The 25,221-nt window shown below is 56.1% G+C and carries 36 protein-coding genes; 1 reads left to right on the top strand and 35 read right to left on the bottom strand.

Going from position 1 to position 25,221, the window contains the following annotated elements; genetic code table 11:
- Positions 1–106: 106 nt before the first annotated feature.
- Together CXF97_RS21290 and CXF97_RS21295 are read right to left on the bottom strand one after the other, a co-directional pair.
- Entirely contained in the window at positions 107–628 is a 522-nt protein-coding gene (locus CXF97_RS21290) for a single-stranded DNA-binding protein (RefSeq protein WP_042610650.1), read from the bottom strand.
- 9 nt (positions 629–637) lie between these two features.
- Positions 638–2,035 (bottom strand): MFS transporter, encoded by a 1,398-nt coding sequence (locus CXF97_RS21295; RefSeq protein ID WP_101160786.1) that lies wholly within the window; start codon positions 2,033–2,035, stop codon positions 638–640.
- A 190-nt stretch (positions 2,036–2,225) separates the two neighbouring features.
- On the opposite strand from CXF97_RS21295, the gene uvrA reads away from it, so the two are divergent.
- Positions 2,226–5,060 (top strand): excinuclease ABC subunit UvrA, encoded by a 2,835-nt coding sequence (uvrA, locus tag CXF97_RS21300; RefSeq protein ID WP_101160789.1) that lies wholly within the window; start codon positions 2,226–2,228, stop codon positions 5,058–5,060.
- Between the two features lie 65 nt (positions 5,061–5,125).
- Here uvrA and bfr read toward each other — a convergent pair whose 3' ends face one another.
- From bfr to rpsG, 33 genes are all read right to left on the bottom strand, one after another.
- Positions 5,126–5,593, bottom strand: coding sequence for a bacterioferritin (bfr, locus tag CXF97_RS21305; protein ID WP_101160792.1), 468 nt, complete (start codon positions 5,591–5,593; stop codon positions 5,126–5,128).
- A 149-nt stretch (positions 5,594–5,742) separates the two neighbouring features.
- On the bottom strand, positions 5,743–7,197 hold the full coding sequence (locus CXF97_RS21310; protein WP_101160794.1) for a catalase: 1,455 nt from the start codon (positions 7,195–7,197) through the stop codon (positions 5,743–5,745).
- Positions 7,198–7,436: 239 nt separating this feature from the next.
- Complete coding sequence (gene rplQ, locus CXF97_RS21315) at positions 7,437–7,823, bottom strand: 50S ribosomal protein L17 (protein WP_003176402.1); 387 nt, start codon at positions 7,821–7,823, stop codon at positions 7,437–7,439.
- A gap of 42 nt (positions 7,824–7,865) precedes the next feature.
- Positions 7,866–8,867: a DNA-directed RNA polymerase subunit alpha gene (rpoA, locus tag CXF97_RS21320; RefSeq protein WP_016772946.1), complete on the bottom strand. Its 1,002-nt coding sequence runs from the start codon at positions 8,865–8,867 to the stop codon at positions 7,866–7,868.
- Positions 8,868–8,889: 22 nt separating this feature from the next.
- Positions 8,890–9,510, bottom strand: a complete 621-nt coding sequence (rpsD, locus tag CXF97_RS21325) for a 30S ribosomal protein S4 (RefSeq protein ID WP_003176404.1) — start codon at positions 9,508–9,510, stop codon at positions 8,890–8,892.
- Positions 9,511–9,528: 18 nt separating this feature from the next.
- The gene (gene rpsK / locus CXF97_RS21330) at positions 9,529–9,918 is read right to left on the bottom strand and encodes a 30S ribosomal protein S11 (protein ID WP_002555466.1); all 390 of its coding nucleotides are present in this window, start codon (positions 9,916–9,918) and stop codon (positions 9,529–9,531) included.
- Positions 9,919–9,948: 30 nt separating this feature from the next.
- Positions 9,949–10,305, bottom strand: coding sequence for a 30S ribosomal protein S13 (rpsM, locus tag CXF97_RS21335; protein WP_003186020.1), 357 nt, complete (start codon positions 10,303–10,305; stop codon positions 9,949–9,951).
- A 130-nt stretch (positions 10,306–10,435) separates the two neighbouring features.
- Positions 10,436–10,552: a 50S ribosomal protein L36 gene (gene rpmJ / locus CXF97_RS21340; RefSeq protein ID WP_002555468.1), complete on the bottom strand. Its 117-nt coding sequence runs from the start codon at positions 10,550–10,552 to the stop codon at positions 10,436–10,438.
- A gap of 27 nt (positions 10,553–10,579) precedes the next feature.
- Positions 10,580–11,908: a preprotein translocase subunit SecY gene (secY, locus tag CXF97_RS21345; protein WP_016772945.1), complete on the bottom strand. Its 1,329-nt coding sequence runs from the start codon at positions 11,906–11,908 to the stop codon at positions 10,580–10,582.
- Positions 11,909–12,346 (bottom strand): 50S ribosomal protein L15, encoded by a 438-nt coding sequence (gene rplO / locus CXF97_RS21350; RefSeq protein WP_003228720.1) that lies wholly within the window; start codon positions 12,344–12,346, stop codon positions 11,909–11,911. It abuts the gene before it with no gap.
- Positions 12,347–12,349: 3 nt separating this feature from the next.
- Complete coding sequence (rpmD, locus tag CXF97_RS21355; RefSeq protein WP_003176408.1) at positions 12,350–12,526, bottom strand: 50S ribosomal protein L30; 177 nt, start codon at positions 12,524–12,526, stop codon at positions 12,350–12,352.
- Positions 12,527–12,528: 2 nt separating this feature from the next.
- Entirely contained in the window at positions 12,529–13,029 is a 501-nt protein-coding gene (gene rpsE, locus CXF97_RS21360; RefSeq protein WP_007955637.1) for a 30S ribosomal protein S5, read from the bottom strand.
- Positions 13,030–13,032: 3 nt separating this feature from the next.
- Positions 13,033–13,383, bottom strand: coding sequence for a 50S ribosomal protein L18 (gene rplR / locus CXF97_RS21365; RefSeq protein ID WP_003186037.1), 351 nt, complete (start codon positions 13,381–13,383; stop codon positions 13,033–13,035).
- 10 nt (positions 13,384–13,393) lie between these two features.
- Positions 13,394–13,927, bottom strand: coding sequence for a 50S ribosomal protein L6 (gene rplF / locus CXF97_RS21370; RefSeq protein WP_007966176.1), 534 nt, complete (start codon positions 13,925–13,927; stop codon positions 13,394–13,396).
- 12 nt (positions 13,928–13,939) lie between these two features.
- Positions 13,940–14,332 (bottom strand): 30S ribosomal protein S8, encoded by a 393-nt coding sequence (gene rpsH / locus CXF97_RS21375; protein ID WP_016772944.1) that lies wholly within the window; start codon positions 14,330–14,332, stop codon positions 13,940–13,942.
- 208 nt (positions 14,333–14,540) lie between these two features.
- Positions 14,541–14,846 (bottom strand): 30S ribosomal protein S14, encoded by a 306-nt coding sequence (rpsN, locus tag CXF97_RS21380; RefSeq protein WP_003186042.1) that lies wholly within the window; start codon positions 14,844–14,846, stop codon positions 14,541–14,543.
- Between the two features lie 13 nt (positions 14,847–14,859).
- Positions 14,860–15,399, bottom strand: coding sequence for a 50S ribosomal protein L5 (gene rplE, locus CXF97_RS21385; RefSeq protein ID WP_003210069.1), 540 nt, complete (start codon positions 15,397–15,399; stop codon positions 14,860–14,862).
- Positions 15,400–15,419: 20 nt separating this feature from the next.
- Complete coding sequence (gene rplX, locus CXF97_RS21390; protein WP_003186046.1) at positions 15,420–15,734, bottom strand: 50S ribosomal protein L24; 315 nt, start codon at positions 15,732–15,734, stop codon at positions 15,420–15,422.
- 11 nt (positions 15,735–15,745) lie between these two features.
- Positions 15,746–16,114: a 50S ribosomal protein L14 gene (gene rplN, locus CXF97_RS21395; protein ID WP_002555479.1), complete on the bottom strand. Its 369-nt coding sequence runs from the start codon at positions 16,112–16,114 to the stop codon at positions 15,746–15,748.
- A gap of 23 nt (positions 16,115–16,137) precedes the next feature.
- Positions 16,138–16,404 (bottom strand): 30S ribosomal protein S17, encoded by a 267-nt coding sequence (gene rpsQ, locus CXF97_RS21400; RefSeq protein ID WP_003194644.1) that lies wholly within the window; start codon positions 16,402–16,404, stop codon positions 16,138–16,140.
- Positions 16,405–16,406: 2 nt separating this feature from the next.
- Entirely contained in the window at positions 16,407–16,598 is a 192-nt protein-coding gene (gene rpmC, locus CXF97_RS21405) for a 50S ribosomal protein L29 (protein WP_002555481.1), read from the bottom strand.
- Positions 16,598–17,011: a 50S ribosomal protein L16 gene (gene rplP / locus CXF97_RS21410; RefSeq protein ID WP_003228729.1), complete on the bottom strand. Its 414-nt coding sequence runs from the start codon at positions 17,009–17,011 to the stop codon at positions 16,598–16,600. Before rplP ends, rpmC begins: the two co-directional genes overlap by 1 nt.
- A gap of 12 nt (positions 17,012–17,023) precedes the next feature.
- Positions 17,024–17,710 carry a 30S ribosomal protein S3 gene (gene rpsC / locus CXF97_RS21415; protein WP_003176422.1) on the bottom strand — a complete coding sequence of 229 codons (687 nt, stop codon included), beginning with the start codon at positions 17,708–17,710 and terminating at the stop codon, positions 17,024–17,026.
- A 13-nt stretch (positions 17,711–17,723) separates the two neighbouring features.
- The gene (rplV, locus tag CXF97_RS21420) at positions 17,724–18,056 is read right to left on the bottom strand and encodes a 50S ribosomal protein L22 (RefSeq protein ID WP_003103908.1); all 333 of its coding nucleotides are present in this window, start codon (positions 18,054–18,056) and stop codon (positions 17,724–17,726) included.
- An 11-nt stretch (positions 18,057–18,067) separates the two neighbouring features.
- Complete coding sequence (gene rpsS / locus CXF97_RS21425; RefSeq protein WP_011336172.1) at positions 18,068–18,343, bottom strand: 30S ribosomal protein S19; 276 nt, start codon at positions 18,341–18,343, stop codon at positions 18,068–18,070.
- Positions 18,344–18,359: 16 nt separating this feature from the next.
- Entirely contained in the window at positions 18,360–19,184 is an 825-nt protein-coding gene (gene rplB, locus CXF97_RS21430) for a 50S ribosomal protein L2 (RefSeq protein ID WP_016772943.1), read from the bottom strand.
- 14 nt (positions 19,185–19,198) lie between these two features.
- Positions 19,199–19,498, bottom strand: coding sequence for a 50S ribosomal protein L23 (gene rplW / locus CXF97_RS21435; protein ID WP_002555488.1), 300 nt, complete (start codon positions 19,496–19,498; stop codon positions 19,199–19,201).
- Positions 19,495–20,097 (bottom strand): 50S ribosomal protein L4, encoded by a 603-nt coding sequence (rplD, locus tag CXF97_RS21440; protein ID WP_003228735.1) that lies wholly within the window; start codon positions 20,095–20,097, stop codon positions 19,495–19,497. The genes rplW and rplD overlap by 4 nt, the downstream gene beginning before the upstream one ends.
- Before the next feature lie 12 nt (positions 20,098–20,109).
- Positions 20,110–20,745 carry a 50S ribosomal protein L3 gene (rplC, locus tag CXF97_RS21445; RefSeq protein ID WP_003228738.1) on the bottom strand — a complete coding sequence of 212 codons (636 nt, stop codon included), beginning with the start codon at positions 20,743–20,745 and terminating at the stop codon, positions 20,110–20,112.
- Between the two features lie 80 nt (positions 20,746–20,825).
- Positions 20,826–21,137 (bottom strand): 30S ribosomal protein S10, encoded by a 312-nt coding sequence (gene rpsJ, locus CXF97_RS21450; protein WP_003186070.1) that lies wholly within the window; start codon positions 21,135–21,137, stop codon positions 20,826–20,828.
- A gap of 154 nt (positions 21,138–21,291) precedes the next feature.
- Positions 21,292–22,485: an elongation factor Tu gene (gene tuf, locus CXF97_RS21455; protein ID WP_024014521.1), complete on the bottom strand. Its 1,194-nt coding sequence runs from the start codon at positions 22,483–22,485 to the stop codon at positions 21,292–21,294.
- 31 nt (positions 22,486–22,516) lie between these two features.
- Positions 22,517–24,622, bottom strand: a complete 2,106-nt coding sequence (gene fusA / locus CXF97_RS21460; RefSeq protein WP_016772942.1) for an elongation factor G — start codon at positions 24,620–24,622, stop codon at positions 22,517–22,519.
- Between the two features lie 30 nt (positions 24,623–24,652).
- A complete protein-coding gene (gene rpsG / locus CXF97_RS21465; RefSeq protein WP_016772941.1) occupies positions 24,653–25,126 on the bottom strand; it encodes a 30S ribosomal protein S7 in 474 nt (157 codons plus the stop codon).
- Positions 25,127–25,221 lie beyond the last annotated feature (95 nt).

The following is a 25,221-nucleotide window of genomic DNA, read 5'->3' on the forward strand; positions in this document are numbered from 1 at the left end:
TCCACCCGGACTCTTCGGTCTGCTGTCGGCGTTGTTTTCATCGAAGCCCCTGCAAAACGACAAAGCCCCCGCAATAGCGAGGGCTTTGTCTGGAAGCGATCAAATCTCAGAACGGAATATCGTCATCGAAGCTGTCGAAATCCGGAGCCGGTTGCGGTGCGGCCTGCTGAGGCGCTGGCGGAGCCGAACGCTGCTGCGGAGCAGACTGCTGCGGGCGTGGAGCCTGCTGACGTGGCGCCTGCTGCTGGTAGTTGTTGCCGCCGCCTTGCTGATCGCCCTGTTGTGGACGGCCGCCGAGCAGTTGCATGGTGCCTTGCATGTCGACCACGATTTCGGTGGTGTAACGCTTGATACCGTCCTTTTCCCACTCACGGGTCTGCAGCTTGCCTTCGATGTACACCTGCGAACCCTTGCGCAGGTATTCACCGGCGATTTCGGCAACCTTGCCGAACATCGAAACACGGTGCCACTCGGTTTTCTCGACCTTCTGGCCGGTTTGCTTGTCGGTCCATTGTTCGCTGGTGGCCAGACTCAGGTTGGTCACGGCGTTACCGTTAGGCAGGTAGCGAACTTCGGGATCCTGGCCGCAAGTGCCGACCAATATGACTTTGTTAACCCCACGGGCCATAACGTTCTCCTAAGCGTCGCACGCAGCCCCGGCCGGGTTGTTGACCAGGCGTTCGAGGGTCGTGCGATCCACTAATTCTTTGTCCAGTTTGATGTAAACAGCCGCCTCTTCGGCGACTATCACTGCATCCGTTACCCCTACGAGGGCCTTGAGACGCTCGACCAGACCCGCTTCGCGGATCGCTTCGGGCGACAACGGCAAGCGCAGGCTCGTCACGTAGGGAGGTTCGCGCATGGTAACAGCAAAGGCCAGCCAAAGTGCAGCCAGCCCGGCACATCCAAGGAACACAACCGACAGACCGCCATGCTGAAACAGCCAGCCGCCGAGTATCCCGCCGAGTGCCGAACCGAGGAACTGGCTGGTGGAGTACACGCCCATGGCCGTGCCCTTGCCACCTGCCGGTGAAACCTTGCTGATCAGCGATGGCAACGAAGCCTCCAGCAGATTGAACGCGGTGAAGAACACCACGGTGCCAATCACCAGAGCGCGCAGGCTGTCGCCGAACTGCCAGAAGAATAGTTCAGTCAGCATCAGTGTCATGACGGCACCGAGCAAAACTCGTTTCATTTTGCGTCGCTTCTCGCCATAGATGATGAAAGGGATCATGGCGAAGAAGGAAATCACCAGCGCGGTGAGGTACACCCACCAGTGCTGCTCCTTGGGCAGGCCGGCTTTTTCCACCAGCGCCAGGGGCAAGGCGACGAAGCTCGACATCAACATGGCATGTAACACAAAGATGCCCAAATCAAGGCGCAGCAGGTCCGGATGCTTGAGCGTCGGCAGCAATGCCTGCCGCGCCACCCCGGATTCACGGTGCTGCAACGGCCCGGTGGAGCGCGGCACCATGAACATGATGATCAGAATGCCGACCAGCGCCATGGCGCCAGTGGCAAGGAACAGCCCCGACAACCCGAAAGCGCTGGTCAGCAATGGCCCCACGACCATGGCCACGGCGAACGACAGGCCGATGGTCATGCCGATCATCGCCATGGCTTTGGTTCGATGCTGTTCGCGGGTCAGGTCGGACAGCAGCGCCATGACCGCTGCGGAAATCGCCCCGGCGCCCTGCAGGATCCGCCCGGCGATCACGCCCCAGATCGAATCGGCCTGCGAGGCGAGGACGCTGCCGAGGGCGAAGACGATCAGTCCCAGATAAATCACCGGTCGACGGCCGATCCTGTCGGAAATGATCCCGAAGGGGATCTGGAAAATTGCCTGGGTCAGGCCGTAAGCGCCAATCGCCAGCCCGATCAGGGCCGGGGTCGCTCCCGCCAGATCCATGCCATAGGTCGCCAGCACCGGCAACACCATGAACATGCCCAGCATACGGAAGGCGAACACCAAGGCCAGACCGCTCGCCGCGCGGGTCTCGCTGCCACTCATGCGTTCGCTGTGGGGATCGTGCATGGAAAAACCTCGTGTGAACCGGCGGCGATTCTACCAGTCCCATCGGAAGACGGGGTATATCGCGACGCTATGACGCGTATAGATGAAACTCTCTTCATGAACGGCAAGAAGCCTTCGTTGGATAGTGTGCATCCATCCAGTATTTGCCCGTATACTCCTACGTTTTCGACGCCCGCCGAGCGAGGCCACTTTGGACAAGATCCTGATACGTGGGGCCCGTACCCACAACCTGAAGAACATCGACCTGACCCTGCCACGGGACAAACTGATCGTCATCACCGGCCTGTCCGGATCCGGCAAGTCGTCCCTGGCGTTCGACACGCTGTATGCCGAAGGTCAGCGCCGCTATGTCGAATCGCTGTCGGCCTACGCCCGCCAGTTCCTGTCGATGATGGAAAAACCCGACGTCGACACCATCGAAGGCCTGTCGCCGGCGATCTCCATCGAACAGAAGTCGACCTCGCACAACCCCCGTTCCACGGTCGGCACCATCACCGAAATCTACGACTACCTGCGCTTGCTTTACGCTCGCGTCGGTACGCCGCGTTGCCCGGATCACGACATTCCGCTGGAGGCGCAGACCGTCAGTCAGATGGTCGATCTGGTACTGGCGCAGCCGGAAGGCAGCAAGCTAATGTTGCTGGCGCCGGTGATCCGCGAGCGTAAAGGGGAGCACCTGTCGGTGTTCGAAGAGCTGCGCGCGCAGGGCTTTGTCCGCGCCCGGGTCAATGGCCGCATCTGCGAGCTCGACGAACTGCCGAAACTGGATAAACAGAAGAAGCACTCGATCGATGTGATCGTCGACCGCTTCAAGGTCCGCGCCGATCTGCAACAACGTCTTGCCGAGTCGTTCGAGACCGCGCTGAAACTCGCCGACGGCATTGCCCTGGTTGCACCGATGGACGACGAGCCCGGCGAAGAAATGATCTTCTCCGCACGCTTCGCCTGCCCGATCTGCGGCCATGCAATCAGCGAGCTGGAACCCAAGCTGTTCTCCTTCAACAACCCGGCCGGCGCCTGCCCGACCTGCGATGGCCTGGGCGTGAAGCAGTTCTTCGACATCAAGCGCCTGGTCAATGGCGAGCTGACCCTGGCCGAAGGTGCGATACGCGGCTGGGACCGGCGCAACGTCTATTACTTCCAGATGCTCGGCTCACTCGCCTCACACTACAAGTTCAGCCTGGACAAGCCCTTCAACGAGCTGAGCGCCGAGCAGCAGAAGTTCATCCTGCACGGCAGCGGCTCGCAGAACGTCGACTTCAAATACCTCAACGACCGTGGCGACATCGTCAAACGCTCGCACCCGTTTGAAGGTATCGTGCCGAATCTTGAGCGCCGTTACCGCGAAACAGAATCGGCGAGCGTGCGCGAAGAGCTGGCCAAGTTCCTCAGCCATCAGGCCTGCCCGGATTGCCGTGGCACACGTCTGCGTCGCGAAGCACGGCACGTCTGGGTGGGTGAGAAAACCCTGCCGGCCGTGACCAACCTGCCGATCGGTGACGCCTGCGAGTATTTCGCCGATCTGAAGATGACCGGGCGGCGCGGCGAGATCGCCGACAAGATTCTCAAGGAAATTCGCGAGCGTCTGCAGTTTCTGGTCAACGTCGGCCTCGATTACCTGTCGCTGGATCGCAGTGCCGACACCTTGTCTGGTGGCGAGGCGCAGCGGATTCGTCTGGCCAGTCAGATCGGCGCCGGTCTGGTCGGCGTTCTGTACATCCTCGATGAACCGTCCATTGGCCTGCATCAGCGCGACAACGACCGACTGCTCGGCACGCTCAAGCATTTGCGCGACATCGGCAACACAGTGATCGTCGTCGAACACGACGAAGACGCGATTCGCCTGGCTGACTATGTCGTCGACATCGGTCCGGGCGCCGGCGTACATGGTGGGCAGATCGTTGCCGAAGGCACACCGGACGAAGTCATGGCGCACCCGGATTCGCTGACCGGCAAATACCTGTCCGGCCGGGTGAAGATCGAAGTGCCGGCCAAACGCACGCCGCGCAACAAGAAGCTCAACCTGTCGCTCAAAGGTGCGCGTGGCAACAACTTGCGCAATGTCGATCTGGACATCCCGATCGGCCTGCTGACCTGCGTGACTGGCGTCTCCGGTTCTGGCAAATCGACACTGATCAACAACACGCTGTTCCCGCTGAGCGCAACGGCACTCAACGGTGCGACCACGCTGGAAGCCGCCGCGCATGACAGCATCAAAGGTCTGGAACATCTCGACAAAGTCGTCGACATCGACCAAAGCCCGATTGGACGCACACCACGTTCCAACCCGGCGACCTATACCGGGCTGTTCACGCCGATCCGCGAACTGTTCGCTGGCGTGCCCGAGTCGCGTTCCCGTGGTTACGGCCCGGGGCGTTTCTCGTTCAACGTCAAGGGCGGTCGCTGCGAGGCGTGTCAGGGCGACGGCCTGATCAAGGTGGAAATGCACTTCCTGCCGGATATCTACGTGCCCTGCGATGTGTGCAAGAGCAAGCGTTACAACCGCGAGACCCTTGAGATCAAATACAAGGGCAAGAGCATTCACGAGACTCTCGAGATGACCATCGAAGAAGCCCGAGAGTTCTTCGACGCGGTGCCGGCGCTGGCGCGCAAGCTGCAAACGCTGATGGATGTGGGCCTGTCGTACATCAAGCTCGGGCAGTCTGCGACCACGCTCTCTGGCGGTGAGGCACAGCGGGTGAAGCTGTCTCGCGAGCTGTCCAAGCGTGATACCGGCAAAACCTTGTACATCCTCGATGAACCGACCACCGGTTTGCACTTCGCCGATATCCAGCAGTTGCTCGACGTGCTGCATCGTCTACGCGATCACGGCAACACCGTGGTGGTCATCGAGCACAACCTCGATGTGATCAAGACCGCCGACTGGCTGGTGGATCTTGGTCCCGAGGGCGGTTCCAAGGGCGGTCAGATCATTGCTACCGGCACCCCGGAGGAAGTGGCCGAGATGAAGCAATCTCACACCGGCCATTACCTCAAGCCGCTGCTGATCCGCGATCGGGCATAACCGTCAGGCATGAAAAAGCCCCTGTCACCGTTGAAGTGACAGGGGCTTTTTTGTAGCTATTGCAATCAGGACGCGTGGGATTGCAGGTAGTTCTCGAGACCGATGAGATTGATCAGGCCGAGCTGCTTTTCCAGCCAGTAGGTATGATCTTCTTCGGTGTCGTTGAGCTGAACCCGCAGAATTTCGCGGCTGACATAGTCCTGGTGTTGCTCGCAAAGTTCGATGCCCTTGCACAGCGCAGCGCGGACTTTGTATTCGAGGCGCAGATCGGCTTCGAGCATCGTCGGCACCGTAGTGCCAACATCCAGATCATCCGGACGCATGCGCGGGGTGCCTTCGAGCATCAGAATCCGCCGCATCAACGCATCGGCGTGGCCGGCTTCTTCTTCCATCTCGTGGTTGATGCGCTCGTAGAGCTTGGTGAACCCCCAGTCCTCATACATCCGCGAATGAACGAAATATTGGTCACGCGCGGCCAGTTCGCCGGTCAGCAACGTGTTGAGGTAATCGATTACGTCTGGGTGGCCTTGCATCGCCCTACATCTCCCTGCCTGAAAGTCTGTAGTTTGAACCAACCTGACCGGAAGGTCACCCGCTGCGCGCAAGAAAAGCGAAGAATCTCCGAGAAAAGCAGCTTAAATAACGCAAAAACCGCCCAAATGAGGGCGGTTCTGCTTCTCGTTTAGACTTCGTTAAGCTGTACGTTGAGCAGCTTTGCGATTGCTTCTCCGTACGCCGGATCAGCTTTGTAAAAATGCTGCAACTGGCGATCAACGACGTCGCTTGAAACACCTGCCATGGCACCGGCAATGTTGCTGACCAGCAGAGCTTTCTGCTCGTCGCTCATCAAGCGGAACAAGGCACCCGCGTGGCTGTAGTAATCGGTGTCTTCACGGTGATCGTAGCGATCAGCGGCACCGCTCAAGGCCAACGCTGGTTCGGCGTAATGTGGGGCTTGTTTCGGCGATTCGACGTAGCTGTTAGGTTCGTAGTTTGGCGCTGCGCCGCCATTGCTGCCGAACGCCATGGCCCCGTCACGCTGGTAAGTGTTCACCGGGCTGCGTGGTGCGTTCACCGGCAATTGCTGGTGGTTGGTGCCGACACGGTAGCGGTGTGCGTCAGCGTAGGCGAATACGCGACCCTGCAGCATACGGTCCGGTGACAGACCAACGCCTGGCACCATGTTGCTCGGGCCGAATGCAGCCTGTTCAACTTCAGCGAAGTAGTTCAGCGGGTTACGATTCAACTCCAGCTCACCAACTTCGATCAACGGAAACTCCTTCTGCGACCAAGTCTTGGTCACGTCGAATGGATTCTCGTAATGAGCCGCCGCCTGCGCTTCGGTCATGATCTGAATGCACACGCGCCATTTCGGGAATTCACCGCGCTCGATAGCCTCGAACAGGTCACGCTGCGCGTAGTCCGGATCGGTACCCGCCAAACGCGCGGCCTCGGCTGGCGCCAGGTTCTTGATGCCTTGCTGGGTTTTGTAGTGCCACTTCACCCAGTGACGCTCGCCTTTGGCGTTGATCAGGCAGTAGGTGTGGCTACCGAAACCGTGCATGTGACGGTAGCCGTCAGGAATGCCGCGGTCAGAAAACAGAATGGTGACCTGGTGCAGCGCCTCAGGCGAATGCGACCAGAAGTCCCACATCATCTGAGCGCTTTTGAGATTGCTTTGCGGCAGACGCTTCTGGGTGTGGATGAAGTCAGGAAATTTCAGGGGATCACGGATGAAGAATACTGGCGTGTTGTTGCCAACGATGTCCCAGTTGCCTTCTTCGGTGTAGAACTTCAAGGCGAAACCGCGCGGGTCGCGCTCGGTGTCGGCTGAGCCACGCTCGCCACCCACGGTGGAAAAGCGCAGAAAGGTCGGCGTTTGTTTACCTACCGACTCGAACAATTTGGCACTGGTGTATTCAGTGATATCGCGGGTAACGGTGAACGTACCGTAAGCGCCCGAGCCTTTTGCATGGACACGGCGCTCAGGAATATTTTCACGATTGAAGTGCGCGAGCTTTTCGATCAGATGAAAGTCGTCGAGCAGCAACGGACCGCGCGGGCCGGCGGAGCGAGAATTCTGGTTATCAGCGACGGGTGCGCCACTGGCGGTTGTAAGCGTCTTGGTCTGGCTCATGCGGTCATCTTCCTCTGTCAGTCTTGAACTGCCGGCTACTGGGCTTGGCGGGAAGTATTGATCATCGACTGTTTAGCTACAAATTCATTAACTTGCAGGCATCGATAGATAATTACTAATAATGTTTTCCCAGCACATAGTGGCTGTTCAACCATGTCAGAAACTTGTACAAACGGCGCATTTGTTACAGGCACAAAAAACCGGGCACTAGGCCCGGTTTTTCGTTTCAGACTGACGTCTTACTCGGCGGATACAGCTTCGCCAGCAGTAGCACGATCAACCAACTCGACGTACGCCATAGGCGCGTTGTCGCCAGCACGGAAACCGCACTTGAGGATGCGCAGGTAGCCACCCTCACGGGTAGCGTAACGCTTGCCCAGGTCGTTGAAGAGCTTACCAACGATAGCTTTCGAACGAGTACGGTCGAAAGCCAGACGGCGGTTAGCCAGGCTGTCTGTCTTGGCCAGAGTGATCAGCGGCTCGGCAACGCGGCGCAGTTCTTTGGCTTTTGGCAGAGTAGTTTTGATCAGCTCGTGCTCGAACAGCGACACCGCCATGTTTTGGAACATGGCCTTGCGGTGCGAGCTGGTGCGGCTCAGGTGACGACCACTTTTACGATGACGCATGGTTCATTCCTTACCAAACACTACGTTCGGTGATTACGACGATCAGGCAGTCGCCTTGTCGTCCTTCTTAAGACTTGCAGGCGGCCAGTTGTCGAGGCGCATGCCGAGGGACAGACCGCGGGAGGCCAGAACGTCCTTGATTTCAGTCAAGGATTTCTTGCCCAGGTTCGGAGTCTTCAACAGCTCTACTTCGGTACGCTGAATCAGGTCGCCGATGTAGTAGATGTTTTCCGCCTTAAGGCAGTTAGCCGAACGTACAGTCAGTTCCAGATCGTCAACCGGGCGAAGCAGGATCGGATCGATCTCGTCTTCCTGCTCGACAACCAGCGGCTCACTTTCACCTTTGAGGTCGACGAACGCAGCCAGCTGCTGTTGCAGGATGGTTGCAGCGCGACGGATAGCCTCTTCAGGATCCAGAGTACCGTTGGTTTCCAGATCAATAACCAGCTTGTCCAGGTTGGTACGCTGCTCGACACGGGCGTTTTCCACCACGTAGGCGATACGGCGAACCGGGCTGAACGAAGAGTCGAGCTGCAAGCGACCGATGCTGCGGCTTTCGTCTTCATCGCTCTGACGCGAGTCGGCTGGTTCATAACCACGACCACGAGCTACGGTGAGCTTCATGTTCAGGGCGCCGTTAGACGCCAGGTTAGCGATTACGTGATCGGGATTAACGATCTCGACATCATGATCCAGCTGAATATCGGCAGCGGTAACCACCCCCGAACCCTTCTTCGACAAGGTCAGCGTAACTTCGTCACGACCGTGCAGCTTGATGGCCAGACCTTTAAGGTTCAACAGGATTTCAATTACGTCTTCCTGTACACCTTCGATGGCGCTGTACTCGTGGAGCACACCGTCAATCTCGGCCTCGACTACTGCGCAGCCGGGCATTGAGGACAACAGGATGCGGCGCAGCGCGTTGCCCAGGGTGTGGCCAAAACCACGCTCGAGAGGCTCGAGAGTGATCTTGGCGCGGGTTGGACTGACAACCTGCACATCAATGTGGCGGGGTGTCAGGAACTCATTTACCGAAATCTGCATGGATGCACCTATTTTCTAGCCCTTACTTGGAGTAGAGCTCGACAATCAGGCTTTCGTTGATGTCGGCGGACAGATCACTGCGAGCAGGAACGTTCTTGAAAACGCCCGACTTCTTCTCAGTGTCTACTTCTACCCATTCTACGCGGCCACGTTGGGCACACAGATCGAGAGCTTGGACAATGCGAAGTTGGTTTTTTGCTTTCTCGCGAACTGCAACCACGTCACCAGCACGAACCTGATACGACGGAACGTTTACGGTCTGACCGTTGACGCTGATCGACTTGTGCGATACCAGCTGACGGGATTCGGCACGAGTCGAACCAAAGCCCATACGGTATACAACGTTGTCCAGACGGCATTCGAGAAGTTGCAGCAGGTTTTCACCGGTTGCACCTTTCTTGCCAGCAGCTTCTTTGTAGTAGCCGCTGAACTGACGCTCGAGAACGCCGTAGATACGACGGACCTTCTGCTTTTCACGCAGTTGGGTGCCGTAGTCGGACTGGCGACCGCGGCGTTGGCCGTGGATACCAGGTGCTGCTTCAATGTTGCACTTCGATTCGATCGCGCGCACGCCGCTCTTCAGGAAGAGATCGGTGCCTTCGCGACGAGCGAGTTTGCATTTTGGACCAATGTAACGAGCCATTCTTTACAATCTCCTGGATTACACGCGGCGCTTCTTCGGCGGACGGCACCCGTTGTGCGGGATTGGCGTCACGTCGGTGATGCTGGCGATCTTGTAGCCACAGCCGTTCAAAGCGCGGACTGCGGATTCACGACCTGGACCTGGACCCTTGACGTTGACGTCGAGGTTTTTCAGGCCGTATTCCAGCGCAGCTTGACCAGCACGCTCAGCAGCTACTTGAGCAGCGAACGGGGTGGACTTGCGGGAACCGCGGAAACCCGAACCACCGGAGGTAGCCCAGGAAAGAGCGTTACCTTGACGGTCGGTGATGGTCACGATGGTGTTGTTAAAAGATGCATGGATGTGGGCGATGCCATCAACCACTGTCTTTTTAACTTTTTTACGAGGACGAGCAGCAGGTTTTGCCATGATTAAATTCCTGTCGATTCGCTGGGGCGATTACTTGCGGATCGGCTTACGCGGACCTTTACGGGTACGCGCGTTGGTCTTGGTACGCTGACCGCGTACTGGCAGACCACGACGATGACGCAGACCGCGATAGCAACCGAGGTCCATCAAGCGCTTGATTTTCATGTTGATTTCGCGACGCAGGTCACCTTCAGTGGTGAACTTCGCCACTTCGCCACGCAGCTGTTCAATTTGCTCGTCGCTCAGATCTTTGATCTTTGCTGCTGGGTTTACCCCAGTCACTGCACAGATCTTCTGCGCAGTAGTGCGACCAACACCATAGATGTAGGTCAGCGAGATAACAGTATGCTTGTTATCTGGAATGTTAACGCCTGCAATACGGGCCATTCAGTGGGACTCCAATTGACAGCTACCTACGCCCCGGAAGCCAAGAAATAGGGCGCGAGATAATATCGCTGTAATAACAAATAATCAACCCGGTAGCGCACTAGCTACCGGGCTTGAAGCACAATCACACTCAGCCTTGGCGCTGTTTGTGACGCGGTTCCGCGCTGCAAATTACTCGAACAACACCTTCGCGGCGAATAATCTTGCAGTTACGGCACAGCTTTTTCACCGATGCACGAACTTTCATCACCAACTCCTCGAACCTTATGGGTACTCAGCGCAACATGCCGCTGCCGTAACCCTTCAGGTTGGCTTTCTTCATCAGGGATTCGTACTGGTGCGAAACGAGGTGCGATTGTACTTGGGACATGAAGTCCATCACAACCACGACCACGATCAGCAACGAGGTCCCGCCAAGGTAGAACGGAACGTTTGCTGCAACCACCAGGAACTGGGGCAACAGGCACACGGCCGTCATGTAAAGAGCACCGAACAGGGTCAAGCGGGTCAGAACGCCATCAATATAGCGTGCAGACTGCTCACCTGGACGAATGCCCGGAATAAAGGCACCGGACTTCTTCAGGTTTTCCGCTACGTCTTTCGGATTGAACATCAACGCCGTATAGAAGAAGCAGAAGAAAATAATCCCTGCACTAAACAGCAGAATATTCAACGGCTGACCAGGAGCGATCGACTGCGAGATGTCCTGCAACCAGCCCATACCTTCAGACTGACCGAACCAGGCACCCAGCGAAGCCGGGAACAGCAAAATGCTGCTCGCGAAAATAGCCGGAATAACACCGGCCATGTTCACCTTCAGCGGCAAGTGGCTAGTCTGCGCCGCAAAGACCTTACGGCCCTGCTGACGCTTGGCGTAGTGAACAGCAATACGACGCTGACCACGCTCAATGAACACCACGAAACCGATAATCGCTACTGCCAGCAAACCGATGGCAACCAAGGCGAAGATGTTGATATCGCCCTGACGCGCAGACTCGAAAGACTGCCCGATTGCTCTCGGAAGACCGGCGACGATACCCGAAAAGATCAACATCGAGATACCGTTGCCAACACCACGCTCAGTAATCTGCTCACCCAGCCACATCATGAACATCGCACCAGCCACAAATGTGGTTACCGCGACGAAATGGAAGCCAAAGTCACCAGTGAACGCGACGCCCTGCCCCGCCAGACCAATGGACATGCCAATAGCCTGGACCAGAGCGAGAGCGACGGTGAGGTAGCGGGTGTACTGGCTGATCTTGCGACGGCCAGCTTCACCTTCCTTCTTCAACTGCTCCAGCTGCGGGCTGACGGCGGTCATCAGCTGCATGATGATCGATGCCGAAATGTACGGCATGATCCCCAGTGCAAAGATGCTCATCCGCTCCAGCGCGCCGCCGGAAAACATGTTGAACAAGCTAAGAATGGTCCCCTCATTCTGTCGAAACAGGTCCGCGAGACGGTCCGGGTTGATACCTGGAACCGGGATGTGTGCGCCTATTCGGTAGACGATAATCGCCAGGAACAGAAAACGCAGACGAGCCCAGAGTTCAGACATACCGCCTTTGCCGAGCGCAGAGAGAGCACCTTGCTTAGCCATTTATTCCTCGAACTTGCCGCCAGCTGCTTCGATAGCCGCACGCGCACCTTTGGTGGCGCCGATTCCCTTGCCGATAGTGACAGCGCGAGTCACTTCACCGGACAGCATGATTTTCACACGCTGTACGTTGACGTTGATCACGTTGGCATCTTTCAGGGACTGCACAGTAACGATGTCGCCTTCCACTTTAGCCAACTCGGACAGACGCACTTCTGCGCGATCCATGGCCTTCAGAGAAACGAAACCGAACTTAGGCAGGCGACGATGCAGCGGCTGTTGACCGCCTTCAAAGCCTGGAGCGATGGTGCCACCGGAGCGGGAGGTCTGACCTTTGTGACCACGGCCACCAGTCTTGCCCAAACCACTACCGATACCACGGCCCGGACGATGCTTTTCGCGACGGGAACCCGGCGCTGGACTCAGATCATTGAGTTTCATCGATTAACCCTCGACTCGCAGCATGTAGTAAGCCTTGTTGATCATCCCGCGATTCTCGGGAGTATCCTGGACTTCCACAGTGTGACCGATGCGACGCAGACCCAGACCCTTAACGCACAGTTTGTGGTTAGGGATGCGGCCGGTCATGCTTTTGATCAGCGTTACTTTAACAGTAGCCATGATTACTTGATCTCCTCAACACGCAGGCCACGCTTGGCAGCGATGGACTCAGGAGACTGCATAGCCTTCAGACCCTTGAAAGTGGCGTGAACCACGTTTACCGGGTTGGTCGAGCCGTAGCACTTGGCCAGAACGTTCTGAACGCCAGCAACTTCGAGGACAGCACGCATAGCGCCGCCAGCGATGATACCGGTACCTTCAGAAGCAGGCTGCATGTACACCTTCGAAGCGCCATGGGCGGATTTCATTGCGTACTGCAGAGTGGTGCCGTTCAGGTCAACTTGAATCATGTTGCGGCGAGCAGCTTCCATTGCCTTCTGGATCGCAGCAGGCACTTCACGCGACTTGCCACGGCCGAAGCCAACACGCCCTTTACCATCACCAACCACGGTCAACGCGGTGAAAGTGAAGATACGGCCGCCTTTAACGGTTTTGGCTACGCGGTTAACTTGAACCAGCTTCTCGATGTAGCCTTCGTCGCGCTTTTGGTCGTTATTTGACATAACTTAGAACTCCAGCCCAGCTTCACGAGCAGCATCAGCCAGCGCTTTAACGCGGCCGTGGTACTTGAAGCCAGAGCGGTCGAAAGCCACTTGCGATACGCCAGCGGCCTTAGCACGCGTAGCGACCAGCTGGCCAACCTTTGTGGCCGCGTCGATGTTGCCAGTGGCACCATCACGCAGTTCTTTATCCAAAGTCGAGGCACTTGCCAAGACTTTGTTGCCGTCGGCCGAGATGACCTGGGCGTATATGTGCTGCGACGAGCGGAACACGCAGAGACGCACGACTTCGAGTTCGTGCATTTTCAGGCGTGCTTTGCGAGCGCGACGCAGTCGAGTAACTTTTTTGTCGGTCATTTGCTATGCCCTACTTCTTCTTGGCTTCTTTACGACGGACGACTTCGTCCGCGTAGCGCACACCTTTGCCTTTGTACGGCTCTGGTGGACGGAAGTCGCGGATCTCGGCGGCCACTTGACCTACCAGCTGCTTGTCGATGCCCTTGATCAGGATATCGGTCTGGCTAGGAGTCTCAGCGGTGATGCCTTGCGGCAGTTCGTAATCCACTGGGTGCGAGAAGCCAAGAGCCAGGTTCAGAACCTGACCTTTTGCTTGCGCTTTGTAACCAACACCGACCAGCTGGAGCTTGCGCTCAAAGCCTTGGCTTACGCCCTGGACCATGTTGTTTACCAACGCACGCGTGGTACCGGCCATTGCGCGAGTTTGTTGATCGCCGTTGCGAGCAGCAAAACGCAGCTCACCAGCTTCCTCAACGATCTCAACGGACGAATGGATGTTCAGTTCAAGAGTACCCTTGGCACCCTTCACCGAAAGCTGTTGGCCTGCGAATTTGACTTCGACACCGGCTGGCAGCTTAACGGGGTTCTTAGCGACGCGAGACATGCTTATCCCCCCTTAGAACACAGTGCAAAGAACTTCGCCGCCGACACCGGCAGCGCGCGCAGCACGATCCGTCATCACACCTTTGTTGGTGGAGACGATAGACACGCCGAGACCGCCACGAACTTTTGGCAGATCTTCAACGGACTTGTACTGACGCAGGCCTGGACGACTAACGCGCTTCACTTCTTCGATAACCGGACGGCCCTCGAAGTACTTCAGCGAGATGGACAACGACGGCTTGGCGTCGGTGGTGATCTGAAAATCCGCGATGTAACCTTCGTCCTTCAGGACTTTTGCTACAGCAGCCTTCAACGTGGAAGACGGCATGCTTACGACAGACTTTTCAGCCATCTGGGCATTACGGATTCGAGTTAGCATGTCCGCTAACGGGTCCTGCATACTCATGGGCTAGACGCTCCTAATACAAAAAAATTAGCCTTGCGGCTACTACTTGTCGCCGAGAACTTCCGGGCATAAAAACACGGGCTCAGGCGAGCCGGTCATTCTAGACACACCCCAGAAATGAATCAAGCCCCAAAAGGGGCTTGATTCAGATTCAAGGCCACCGATGGTCAGGTTCTTGCGAACCCGAACATCGAGACTTTGACAACTATTACCAGCTGGCTTTAACCAGACCTGGTACGTCACCACGCATTGCAGCTTGACGCAGCATGTTACGGCCGAGGCCGAACTTGCGGTACACGCCGTGCGGACGACCAGTCAGGCGGCAACGGTTACGCATGCGCGAAGCGCTTGCGTCACGTGGTTGCTTCTGCAGAGCTACGGTAGCTTCCCAACGCGCTTCTGGACTTGCGTTCAGATCGACGATGATAGCTTTCAGCGCTGCACGCTTGGTGGCGTACTTGGCAACGGTGAGCTGACGTTTCAGCTCACGGTTTTTCATGCTCTTCTTGGCCATTTTCCTACTCCAATCAGTTGCGGAACGGGAATTTGAAAGCACGCAGCAGAGCGCGGCCCTCATCATCGTTCTTGGCAGTGGTGGTCAGGGTAATGTCCAGACCGCGGAGAGCATCGATCTTGTCGTAGTCGATTTCCGGGAAGATGATCTGCTCTTTCACGCCCATGCTGTAGTTACCACGACCATCGAAGGACTTGGCATTCAGGCCGCGGAAGTCGCGAACCCGAGGCAGGGAGATCGACAGCAGACGATCCAGGAACTCGTACATACGCTCACGGCGCAGAGTCACTTTGACGCCGATCGGCCATCCTTCGCGGACTTTGAAGCCAGCGATGGATTTGCGAGCGTAGGTCACAACGACTTTCTGGCCGGTGATCTTTTCCAGGTCAGCAACAGCGTGCTCGATGACTTTTTTGTCGCCGATCGCTTCGCCCAGACCCATGTTCAGGGTGATTTTGGTAACGCGCGGAACTTCCATCACGTTCGAAAGCTTAAGTTCTTCCTTAAGTTTCGGAGCGATTTCCTTCCGGTAAATCTCTTTTAGTCGTGCCATGGTCTTCTACCTAGCAGTGTTCAAGCATCAACCGCTTTTTGGGTCGACTTGAAGACACGAATTTTCTTACCGTCTTCTACTTTGAAACCAACGCGGTCAGCCTTGTTGGTTTCGCCGTTGAAGATGGCGACGTTGGAAGCGTGCAGTGGCGCTTCTTTCTCGACGATACCGCCCTGTACGCCCGACATCGGGTTAGGCTTGGTATGACGCTTGACCAGGTTCAGACCACCAACAACCAGACGGTTGTCAGCAAGAACCTTCAGCACCTTACCGCGCTTACCTTTGTCTTTGCCGGCGATCACGATGATCTCGTCGTCACGACGAATCTTTTGCATGTCGGATCTCCTTACAGCACTTCTGGGGCGAGCGAGACGATCTTCATGAACTTCTCAGTACGAAGTTCACGGGTCACTGGCCCAAAGATACGGGTGCCGATCGGCTCTTGCTTGTTGTTCAGAAGAACAGCAGCATTGCCATCAAAGCGGATAATGGAGCCATCAGCACGACGTACGCCGTGACGAGTGCGGACTACAACAGCAGTCATCACTTGGCCTTTTTTCACCTTACCGCGAGGAATTGCTTCCTTCACGGTAACTTTGATGATGTCACCGATACCAGCGTAACGACGATGGGAGCCACCCAGCACCTTGATGCACATAACACGGCGAGCGCCGCTGTTATCGGCCACATCGAGCATGGATTGAGTCTGAATCATATAATTTCTCCGACCCCTAGCCCTTAGACTTCCACAGCGCGTTCGAGAACATCAACCAGCGCCCAAGACTTGGTCTTAGCCATCGGACGAGTTTCACGAATAGTGACTTTGTCGCCGATGTGGCACTGATTGGTTTCGTCGTGCGCGTGCAGCTTAGTCGAACGCTTAACGTATTTACCGTAGATCGGGTGCTTTACGCGACGCTCGATCAGAACGGTGATGGTTTTGTCCATCTTGTCGCTGACAACACGGCCAGTCAGCGTACGGACAGTTTTTTCGGCTTCAGCCATGATCACTTACCTGCCTGCTGGTTGAGCACAGTCTTCACGCGAGCGATGTCACGCTTAACTTGCGAGAGCAGATGAGACTGCCCCAACTGGCCAGTTGCTTTCTGCATGCGCAGATTGAACTGGTCGCGCAGCAAGCCGAGCAGTTGCTCGTTCAGCTGCTGTGCGGATTTTTCACGAAGTTCATTCGCTTTCATCACATCACCGTCCGTTTAACAAAGGAGGTGGCGAGCGGCAGCTTTGCAGCAGCCAGGGCGAAAGCCTCACGCGCCAGCTCTTCAGAAACACCCTCGATTTCATACAGGACTTTGCCTGGCTGAATCTGGGCAACCCAGTACTCCACGTTACCCTTACCTTTACCCATACGAACCTCGAGAGGTTTCTTGGAGATCGGCTTGTCCGGGAATACACGGATCCAGATCTTGCCGCCACGTTTTACGTGACGGGTCAGAGCACGACGCGCTGACTCGATCTGACGAGCGGTGAGACGACCACGAGCAACAGACTTCAGCGCGAACTCGCCGAAGCTGACTTTGCTACCGCGCAGTGCCAGACCACGGTTGTGGCCGGTCATCTGCTTGCGGAACTTCGTACGCTTTGGTTGCAACATTTGGCGTACCCCTTACTTAGCAGCTTTTTTACGAGGCGCTGGTGCTTGTGGTTTCAGTTCTTCTTGGCGTCCACCAATAACTTCGCCTTTGAAGATCCAAACCTTTACACCGATCACACCGTAAGTGGTGTGAGCTTCGTAGTTGGCATAGTCGATGTCGGCACGCAGGGTGTGCAGTGGCACACGACCTTCGCGATACCATTCAGTACGTGCGATTTCAGCACCGCCGAGACGACCGCTCACTTGGATTTTGATGCCTTTGGCACCAATGCGCATGGCGTTCTGTACTGCGCGCTTCATAGCGCGACGGAACATTACACGGCGCTCCAGCTGCTGAGCTACGCTCTGCGCAACCAGCATACCGTCGAGCTCCGGCTTGCGGATCTCTTCGATATTGATGTGCACAGGCACACCCATTTGCTTGGTCAGGTCCTGACGCAGCTTCTCAACATCTTCACCTTTCTTCCCGATAACGATACCTGGACGAGCGGTGTGAATGGTGATGCGTGCAGTTTGGGCCGGACGATGGATATCGATACGGCTTACGGACGCGCTTTTTAGTTTGTCTTGGAGATACTCACGCACTTTCAGATCTGCGAACAAATAGTCCGCATAAGTCCGACCGTCTGCGTACCAGACGGAGGTGTGCTCCTTGACGATTCCCAGGCGAATGCCAATGGGATGTACTTTCTGACCCATCTCTTCGACTCCGTTACTTGTCAGCAACCTTGACAGTGATATGGCAAGACCGCTTGACGATGCGATCAGCACGGCCTTTGGCACGTGGCATGATGCGCTTCAGCGAACGCCCTTCGTTGACGAAAACGGTGCTGACCTTCAGGTCATCAACGTCTGCGCCTTCGTTATGCTCGGCGTTGGCTACGGCCGACTCCAGCACTTTTTTCATGATCTCGGCGGCTTTCTTACTGCTGAAAGCCAACAGGTTGAGCGCTTCGCCCACCTTCTTCCCGCGGATCTGGTCGGCGACCAAGCGGGCTTTCTGGGCGGAGATTCGAGCGCCCGACAACTTAGCGGCTACTTCCATTTCCTTACCCCTTAACGCTTGGCTTTCTTGTCAGCCACGTGCCCGCGATAGTTGCGGGTACCGGCGAACTCGCCCAGTTTGTGGCCGACCATGTCTTCGTTAACGAGAACCGGGACGTGCTGACGACCGTTGTGTACTGCGATGGTCAGACCGACCATTTGTGGCAGGATCATGGAACGACGCGACCAGGTTTTAATTGGTTTGCGATCGTTCTTTTCCGCCGCCACTTCGATCTTCTTCAGTAGGTGAAGATCAATAAAAGGACCTTTTTTCAGAGAACGTGGCACTGTCGTATCCCTCTATTTACTTGCGACGACGGACGATCATTTTGTCGGTACGCTTATTACCACGAGTCTTCGCGCCCTTAGTCGGGAAGCCCCATGGCGATACCGGATGACGACCACCAGAGGTACGACCTTCACCACCACCATGTGGGTGGTCAACCGGGTTCATGGCAACACCACGAACGGTTGGGCGAACGCCACGCCAGCGTTTGGCACCAGCTTTACCCAGCGAACGCAGGCTGTGCTCGGAGTTCGAGACTTCACCCAGGGTCGCACGGCATTCAGCCAGGACTTTACGCATCTCACCGGAACGCAGACGCAGGGTCACGTAGACACCTTCACGAGCGATCAGCTGAGCCGAAGCACCAGCGGAACGAGCGATCTGTGCGCCTTTACCTGGCTTCAATTCGATGCCGTGTACGGTAGAACCGACTGGAATGTTGCGCAGTTGCAGAGCGTTCCCTGGCTTGATTGGAGCCAAAGCACCTGCGATCAGCTGGTCGCCAGCACTCACGCCTTTAGGGGCGATGATGTAGCGGCGCTCGCCGTCTGCGTAGCAGAGCAGTGCGATGTGAGCAGTACGGTTTGGATCGTATTCGATACGCTCGACAGTGGCGACGATGCCATCTTTGTCGTTGCGACGGAAATCGACCATACGGTAATGCTGCTTGTGACCACCACCGATGTGACGCGTGGTAATACGGCCATTGTTGTTACGACCACCAGACTTCGATTTTTTCTCGAGCAGCGGTGCGTGAGGAGCGCCTTTATGCAGCTCCTGGTTGACCACCTTGACCACAAAACGGCGGCCAGGGGAAGTCGGTTTGCATTTAACGATTGCCATGATGCACCCCTTCCTTACTCAGCACTGCTGCTGAAATCGAGATCTTGGCCTGGCTGAAGGGAGATAACTGCCTTCTTCCAGTCATTACGCTTGCCCAGACCGCGAGCAGTGCGCTTGCTCTTACCCAGAACGTTCAGGGTAGTGACGCGCTCTACTTTCACGCTGAACAGGCTTTCGACGGCCTTCTTGATTTCCAGCTTGGTTGCATCAGTAGCAACCTTGAAAACGAACTGACCTTTCTTGTCTGCCAGAACCGTAGCCTTCTCGGAAACGTGCGGGCCAAGCAGAACTTTAAATACGCGTTCCTGGTTCATCCCAGCAGCTCCTCGAATTTCTTCACGGCCGACACGGTGATCAACACCTTGTCGTATGCGATCAGACTAACTGGATCGGAACCTTGCACGTCACGTACATCTACGTGCGGCAGGTTGCGAGCAGCCAGGTACAGGTTCTGATCAACAGCGTCCGACACGATCAGAACATCGGTCAGGCTCATGTTGTTCAGTTTGCCCAGCAGATCTTTGGTTTTCGGAGTTTCAACAGCGAAATCCTGAACCACGACCAGACGATCAGTACGCACCAGCTCAGCAAGGATGGAACGCATTGCTGCGCGATACATCTTCTTGTTCAGCTTCTGGGAGTGATCCTGTGGACGAGCTGCAAAAGTGGTACCGCCGCCACGCCAGATTGGGCTACGGATAGTACCGGCACGAGCACGGCCAGTACCTTTCTGACGCCATGGGCGCTTGCCGCCACCACGAACGTCGGAACGGGTCTTCTGCTGCTTGCTACCTTGACGGCCGCCGGCCATGTAGGCCACGACTGCTTGGTGAACCAGCGTCTCGTTGAATTCGCCGCCAAATGTCAGTTCGGAAACTTCGATCGCTTGAGCGTCATTTACATTTAATTGCATGTCAGCTTCCCCTTAACCGCGAGCCTTGGCTGCTGGACGTACAACCAGGTTGCCGCCAGTAGCGCCAGGAACAGCACCCTTGACCAACAACAGATTGCGTTCAGCGTCCACGCGCACTACTTCCAGGGACTGCACGGTCACGCGCTCAGCGCCCATATGACCGGACATTTTTTTGCCCTTGAATACACGACCAGGAGTCTGGCACTGGCCGATAGAGCCTGGGACGCGGTGGGATACGGAGTTACCGTGGGTGTTATCTTGCCCGCGGAAATTCCAACGCTTGATCGTACCCTGGAAGCCTTTACCTTTGGACTGACCGGTTACATCAACCAGTTGACCAGCGGCGAAGATTTCAGCGTTGATCAGATCGCCAGCCTGGTACTCGCCTTCTTCAAGGCGGAATTCCATGGTGGTGCGACCGGCGGCAACGTTCGCTTTAGCGAAGTGGCCAGCCTGAGCTGCTGTTACACGCGAAGCACGACGCTCGCCGACAGTGACTTGCACTGCACGATAGCCATCGGTCTCTTCAGTTTTGAACTGGGTGACGCGATTCGGCTCGATCTCAATGACCGTGACCGGAATGGAGACACCTTCTTCGGTGAAAATACGGGTCATACCGCATTTACGACCGACTACACCAATAGTCATGTTGTAAACCTCATGAGTGTACGGGGCTTTCACCCGCTATGGCCGCCCATTTCAGAGCGTTACACGACCAAGACCGAGTCTTAGCCGAGGCTGATCTGCACTTCCACACCGGCCGCAAGATCAAGCTTCATCAGCGCATCAACGGTTTTATCCGTTGGCTGGACGATGTCCAGAACACGCTTATGAGTGCGGATCTCGTACTGGTCACGCGCGTCTTTGTTGACGTGCGGGGAAACCAGAACGGTGAACCGCTCTTTACGGGTAGGCAGTGGAATTGGACCACGCACTTGAGCACCAGTACGTTTCGCGGTTTCCACGATTTCCTGGGTTGATTGGTCGATCAGGCGATGGTCAAAAGCCTTCAACCTGATACGGATTTGCTGATTTTGCATTGGATTTCAGACTCCGGCTGCTATTCCCACCGGGCGCAATACGCCCGTTAAAAGGAGGCGCAATTCTATAGACGCCCCCGATAGGTGTCAACCCAATAAAAAAGCCCCCGCTGAGCGGGGGCTTTTTCAATCCATCAAGCTGACCTTAAAAGTCTTACTCGATGATTTTGGCTACGACGCCAGCGCCGACGGTACGACCGCCTTCACGGATAGCGAAACGCAGACCGTCTTCCATCGCGATGGTTTTGATCAGGGTAACAGTCATCTGAATGTTGTCACCTGGCATTACCATTTCAACGCCTTCTGGCAGCTCGCAGTTACCAGTCACGTCAGTAGTACGGAAGTAGAACTGTGGACGGTAGCCTTTGAAGAACGGAGTGTGGCGGCCGCCTTCTTCCTTGCTCAGAACGTAAACTTCTGCGGTGAACTTGGTGTGCGGCTTGACCGAACCTGGCTTGACCAGAACCTGGCCACGCTCAACGTCGTCACGCTTGGTACCACGCAGCAGAACGCCGCAGTTCTCGCCAGCACGACCTTCGTCGAGCAGCTTGCGGAACATCTCAACACCAGTGCAGGTGGTGGTGGTGGTGTCACGCAGACCAACGATTTCCAGTGCATCCTGAACGCGAACGATACCGCGCTCGATACGACCAGTCACAACAGTACCGCGACCGGAGATCGAGAATACGTCTTCGATTGGCATCAGGAATGGCTTGTCGATCATACGAACTGGTTCTGGAATGTAGGTATCCAGAGTTTCAACCAGTTTACGAACGGCAGTGGTGCCCATTTCGTTGTCGTCTTTGCCTTCCAGCGCCATACGAGCCGAACCGATGATGATCGGAGTGTCGTCGCCTGGGAAGTCGTAGGTCGACAGCAGGTCACGAACTTCCATCTCAACCAGTTCCAGCAGCTCAGCGTCGTCTACCAGGTCAGCCTTGTTCAGGAAAACCACGATGTACGGAACGCCTACCTGACGGGACAGCAGGATGTGCTCACGGGTTTGCGGCATCGGACCATCAGCTGCCGAGCAAACCAGGATCGCGCCGTCCATCTGGGCAGCACCGGTGATCATGTTCTTCACGTAGTCAGCGTGACCTGGGCAGTCAACGTGAGCGTAGTGACGAATAGTCGAGTTGTACTCAACGTGAGCGGTGTTGATAGTGATACCGCGAGCTTTTTCTTCTGGTGCGCTGTCGATCTTGTCGAATTCAACGACGGCCGAACCGAAAACTTCGGAGCAGACGCGAGTCAGAGCAGCAGTCAGAGTGGTTTTACCGTGGTCAACGTGACCAATGGTGCCAACGTTGACGTGCGGTAGGGAACGATCAAATTTTTCTTTAGCCACGACAATTAACTCCTAGCCTAAAGGGGCTGAATCAGCCTTGTTTTTTGGTTACGGATTCGACGATGTGCGACGGAGCCGTATCGTATTTTTTGAATTCCATAGAGTAGCTTGCGCGACCCTGGGACATGGAACGAACGTCGGTCGCATAACCGAACATCTCACCCAGTGGAACCTCGGCACGGATAACCTTGCCGGACACTGTGTCTTCCATACCCTGGATCATGCCGCGACGACGGTTAAGGTCGCCCATCACATCACCCATATAGTCTTCAGGCGTAACAACCTCTACCGCCATGATCGGCTCGAGCAACTCACCACCGCCCTTCTGGGCCAGTTGCTTGGTCGCCATGGAAGCAGCCACTTTAAACGCCATCTCGTTGGAGTCGACGTCGTGGTAAGAACCATCGAACACGGTAGCCTTCAGGCCGATCAGCGGATAGCCGGCAACAACGCCGTTCTTCATCTGCTCTTCGATACCCTTCTGGATAGCCGGGATGTATTCCTTAGGAACCACACCACCTACAACTTCGTTCACGAATTGCAGACCTTCCTGACCTTCGTCAGCAGGAGCAAAACGGATCCAGCAGTGACCGAACTGGCCGCGACCACCGGACTGACGAACGAACTTGCCTTCGATTTCACAGTTCTTCGTGATGCGCTCACGATACGAAACCTGAGGCTTGCCGATGTTGGCTTCGACGTTGAACTCACGGCGCATCCGGTCAACCAGGATGTCCAGGTGCAGCTCGCCCATGCCGGAGATGATCGTCTGACCAGTCTCTTCATCAGTTTTAACGCGGAAAGACGGGTCTTCCTGAGCGAGTTTGCCCAGAGCGATACCCATTTTTTCCTGGTCATCCTTGGTCTTAGGCTCTACGGCAACCGAAATAACCGGCTCCGGGAAGTCCATGCGAACCAGGATGATTGGCTTGTCAGCGTTGCAGAGGGTTTCACCAGTGGTGACGTCCTTCATGCCGATCAGGGCCGCGATGTCACCAGCGCGCACTTCCTTGATCTCTTCACGGGCGTTTGCGTGCATTTGCACCATACGACCCACGCGCTCTTTCTTGCCTTTGACCGAGTTGATCACGCCGTCGCCAGAGTTCAACACGCCCGAGTAAACACGGACGAAGGTCAGAGTACCCACGAATGGGTCGGTAGCGATCTTGAACGCCAGAGCCGCGAAAGGCTCGTTGTCGTCTGCATGACGCTCCATCTCTTCTTCCTCGTTATCAGGGTTGGAACCCTTGATAGCAGGAATGTCGGTCGGAGCTGGCAGGTAGTCGATAACGGCGTCGAGAACCAGGGGCACGCCCTTGTTCTTGAACGAAGAACCGCAAACGGCCAGAACGATTTCGCCGGCGATAGTACGCTGACGCAAAGCAGCCTTGATCTCTTCGATCGACAGCTCTTCGCCTTCCAGGTACTTGTTCATCAGCTCTTCATTGGCTTCGGCGGCAGCTTCAACCATGTTGTTGCGCCACTCTTCAGCCAGCTCTTGCAGCTCGGCAGGAATGTCCTTGCGAACAGGAACCATACCTTTGTCGGAGTCGTTCCAGTAGACAGCTTGCATGTTGATCAGATCGATCTGACCCTGGAAGTTGTCTTCGGAACCGATGGCCAACTGGATTGGCACCGGAGTGTGACCCAGACGCTGCTTGATCTGACCGATCACGCGCAGGAAGTTGGCGCCGGCACGGTCCATCTTGTTTACGTAAACAAGACGCGGAACGCCGTATTTGTTGGCTTGACGCCATACGGTTTCCGACTGCGGCTCAACACCCGAAGTACCGCAGAACACAACGACAGCGCCGTCGAGTACGCGCAGGGAACGCTCAACTTCAATGGTGAAGTCAACGTGGCCCGGGGTATCGATTACGTTGAAACGGTGCTCGTGAGAGTACTGCTTCTCGGAACCTTTCCAGAAGGCGGTAATGGCAGCAGAAGTAATGGTAATACCACGCTCCTGCTCCTGAACCATCCAGTCTGTGGTCGCGGCGCCATCATGCACCTCGCCCATTTTGTGACTTTTGCCGGTGTAAAACAGCACGCGCTCGGTGGTGGTGGTTTTACCAGCATCCACGTGAGCGACGATACCGATGTTACGGTAGCGGCTAATCGGAGTAGTACGAGCCATAAAGCCCTCGCAAAATTAGTGAAGCTAAAATTAGAAGCGGTAGTGCGAGAAAGCTTTGTTAGCTTCGGCCATACGGTGCACGTCTTCACGCTTCTTAACAGCAGCACCTTTACCTTCAGCAGCATCCAGCAGTTCGCCAGCCAAACGCAGAGCCATAGACTTCTCGCCGCGCTTACGGGCGAAGTCTACCAACCAGCGCATTGCCAGAGCGTTACGACGGGAAGGACGAACCTCGACCGGAACCTGGTAAGTAGCACCACCAACGCGGCGCGACTTCACTTCGACCAGCGGAGCGATGGCGTCGAGTGCTTTTTCGAAGAGTTCCAGGGGATCGGTGCCAGCCTTACGGGCCGCAACGGTTTCCAGGGCACCATAAACGATACGCTCGGCAACGGCTTTCTTGCCGCTTTCCATAACGTGGTTCATGAATTTGGCGAGGATCTGGCTTCCGTATTTCGGATCGTCCAGAATCTCACGCTTTGCTGCTACGCGACGTCTTGGCATGATAAGCCCTCAAGCGGTCTTCAGGTTAGCTCGGGACAGATCCAGAGGATGCGTGCCCGACCTTACTCTTATCGACTCAATAAAATTGAAAAACT

The organism is Pseudomonas sp. Choline-02u-1 (assembly GCF_002836515.1).
In the GTDB taxonomy this organism is placed as follows: Bacteria; Pseudomonadota; Gammaproteobacteria; order Pseudomonadales; family Pseudomonadaceae; genus Aquipseudomonas.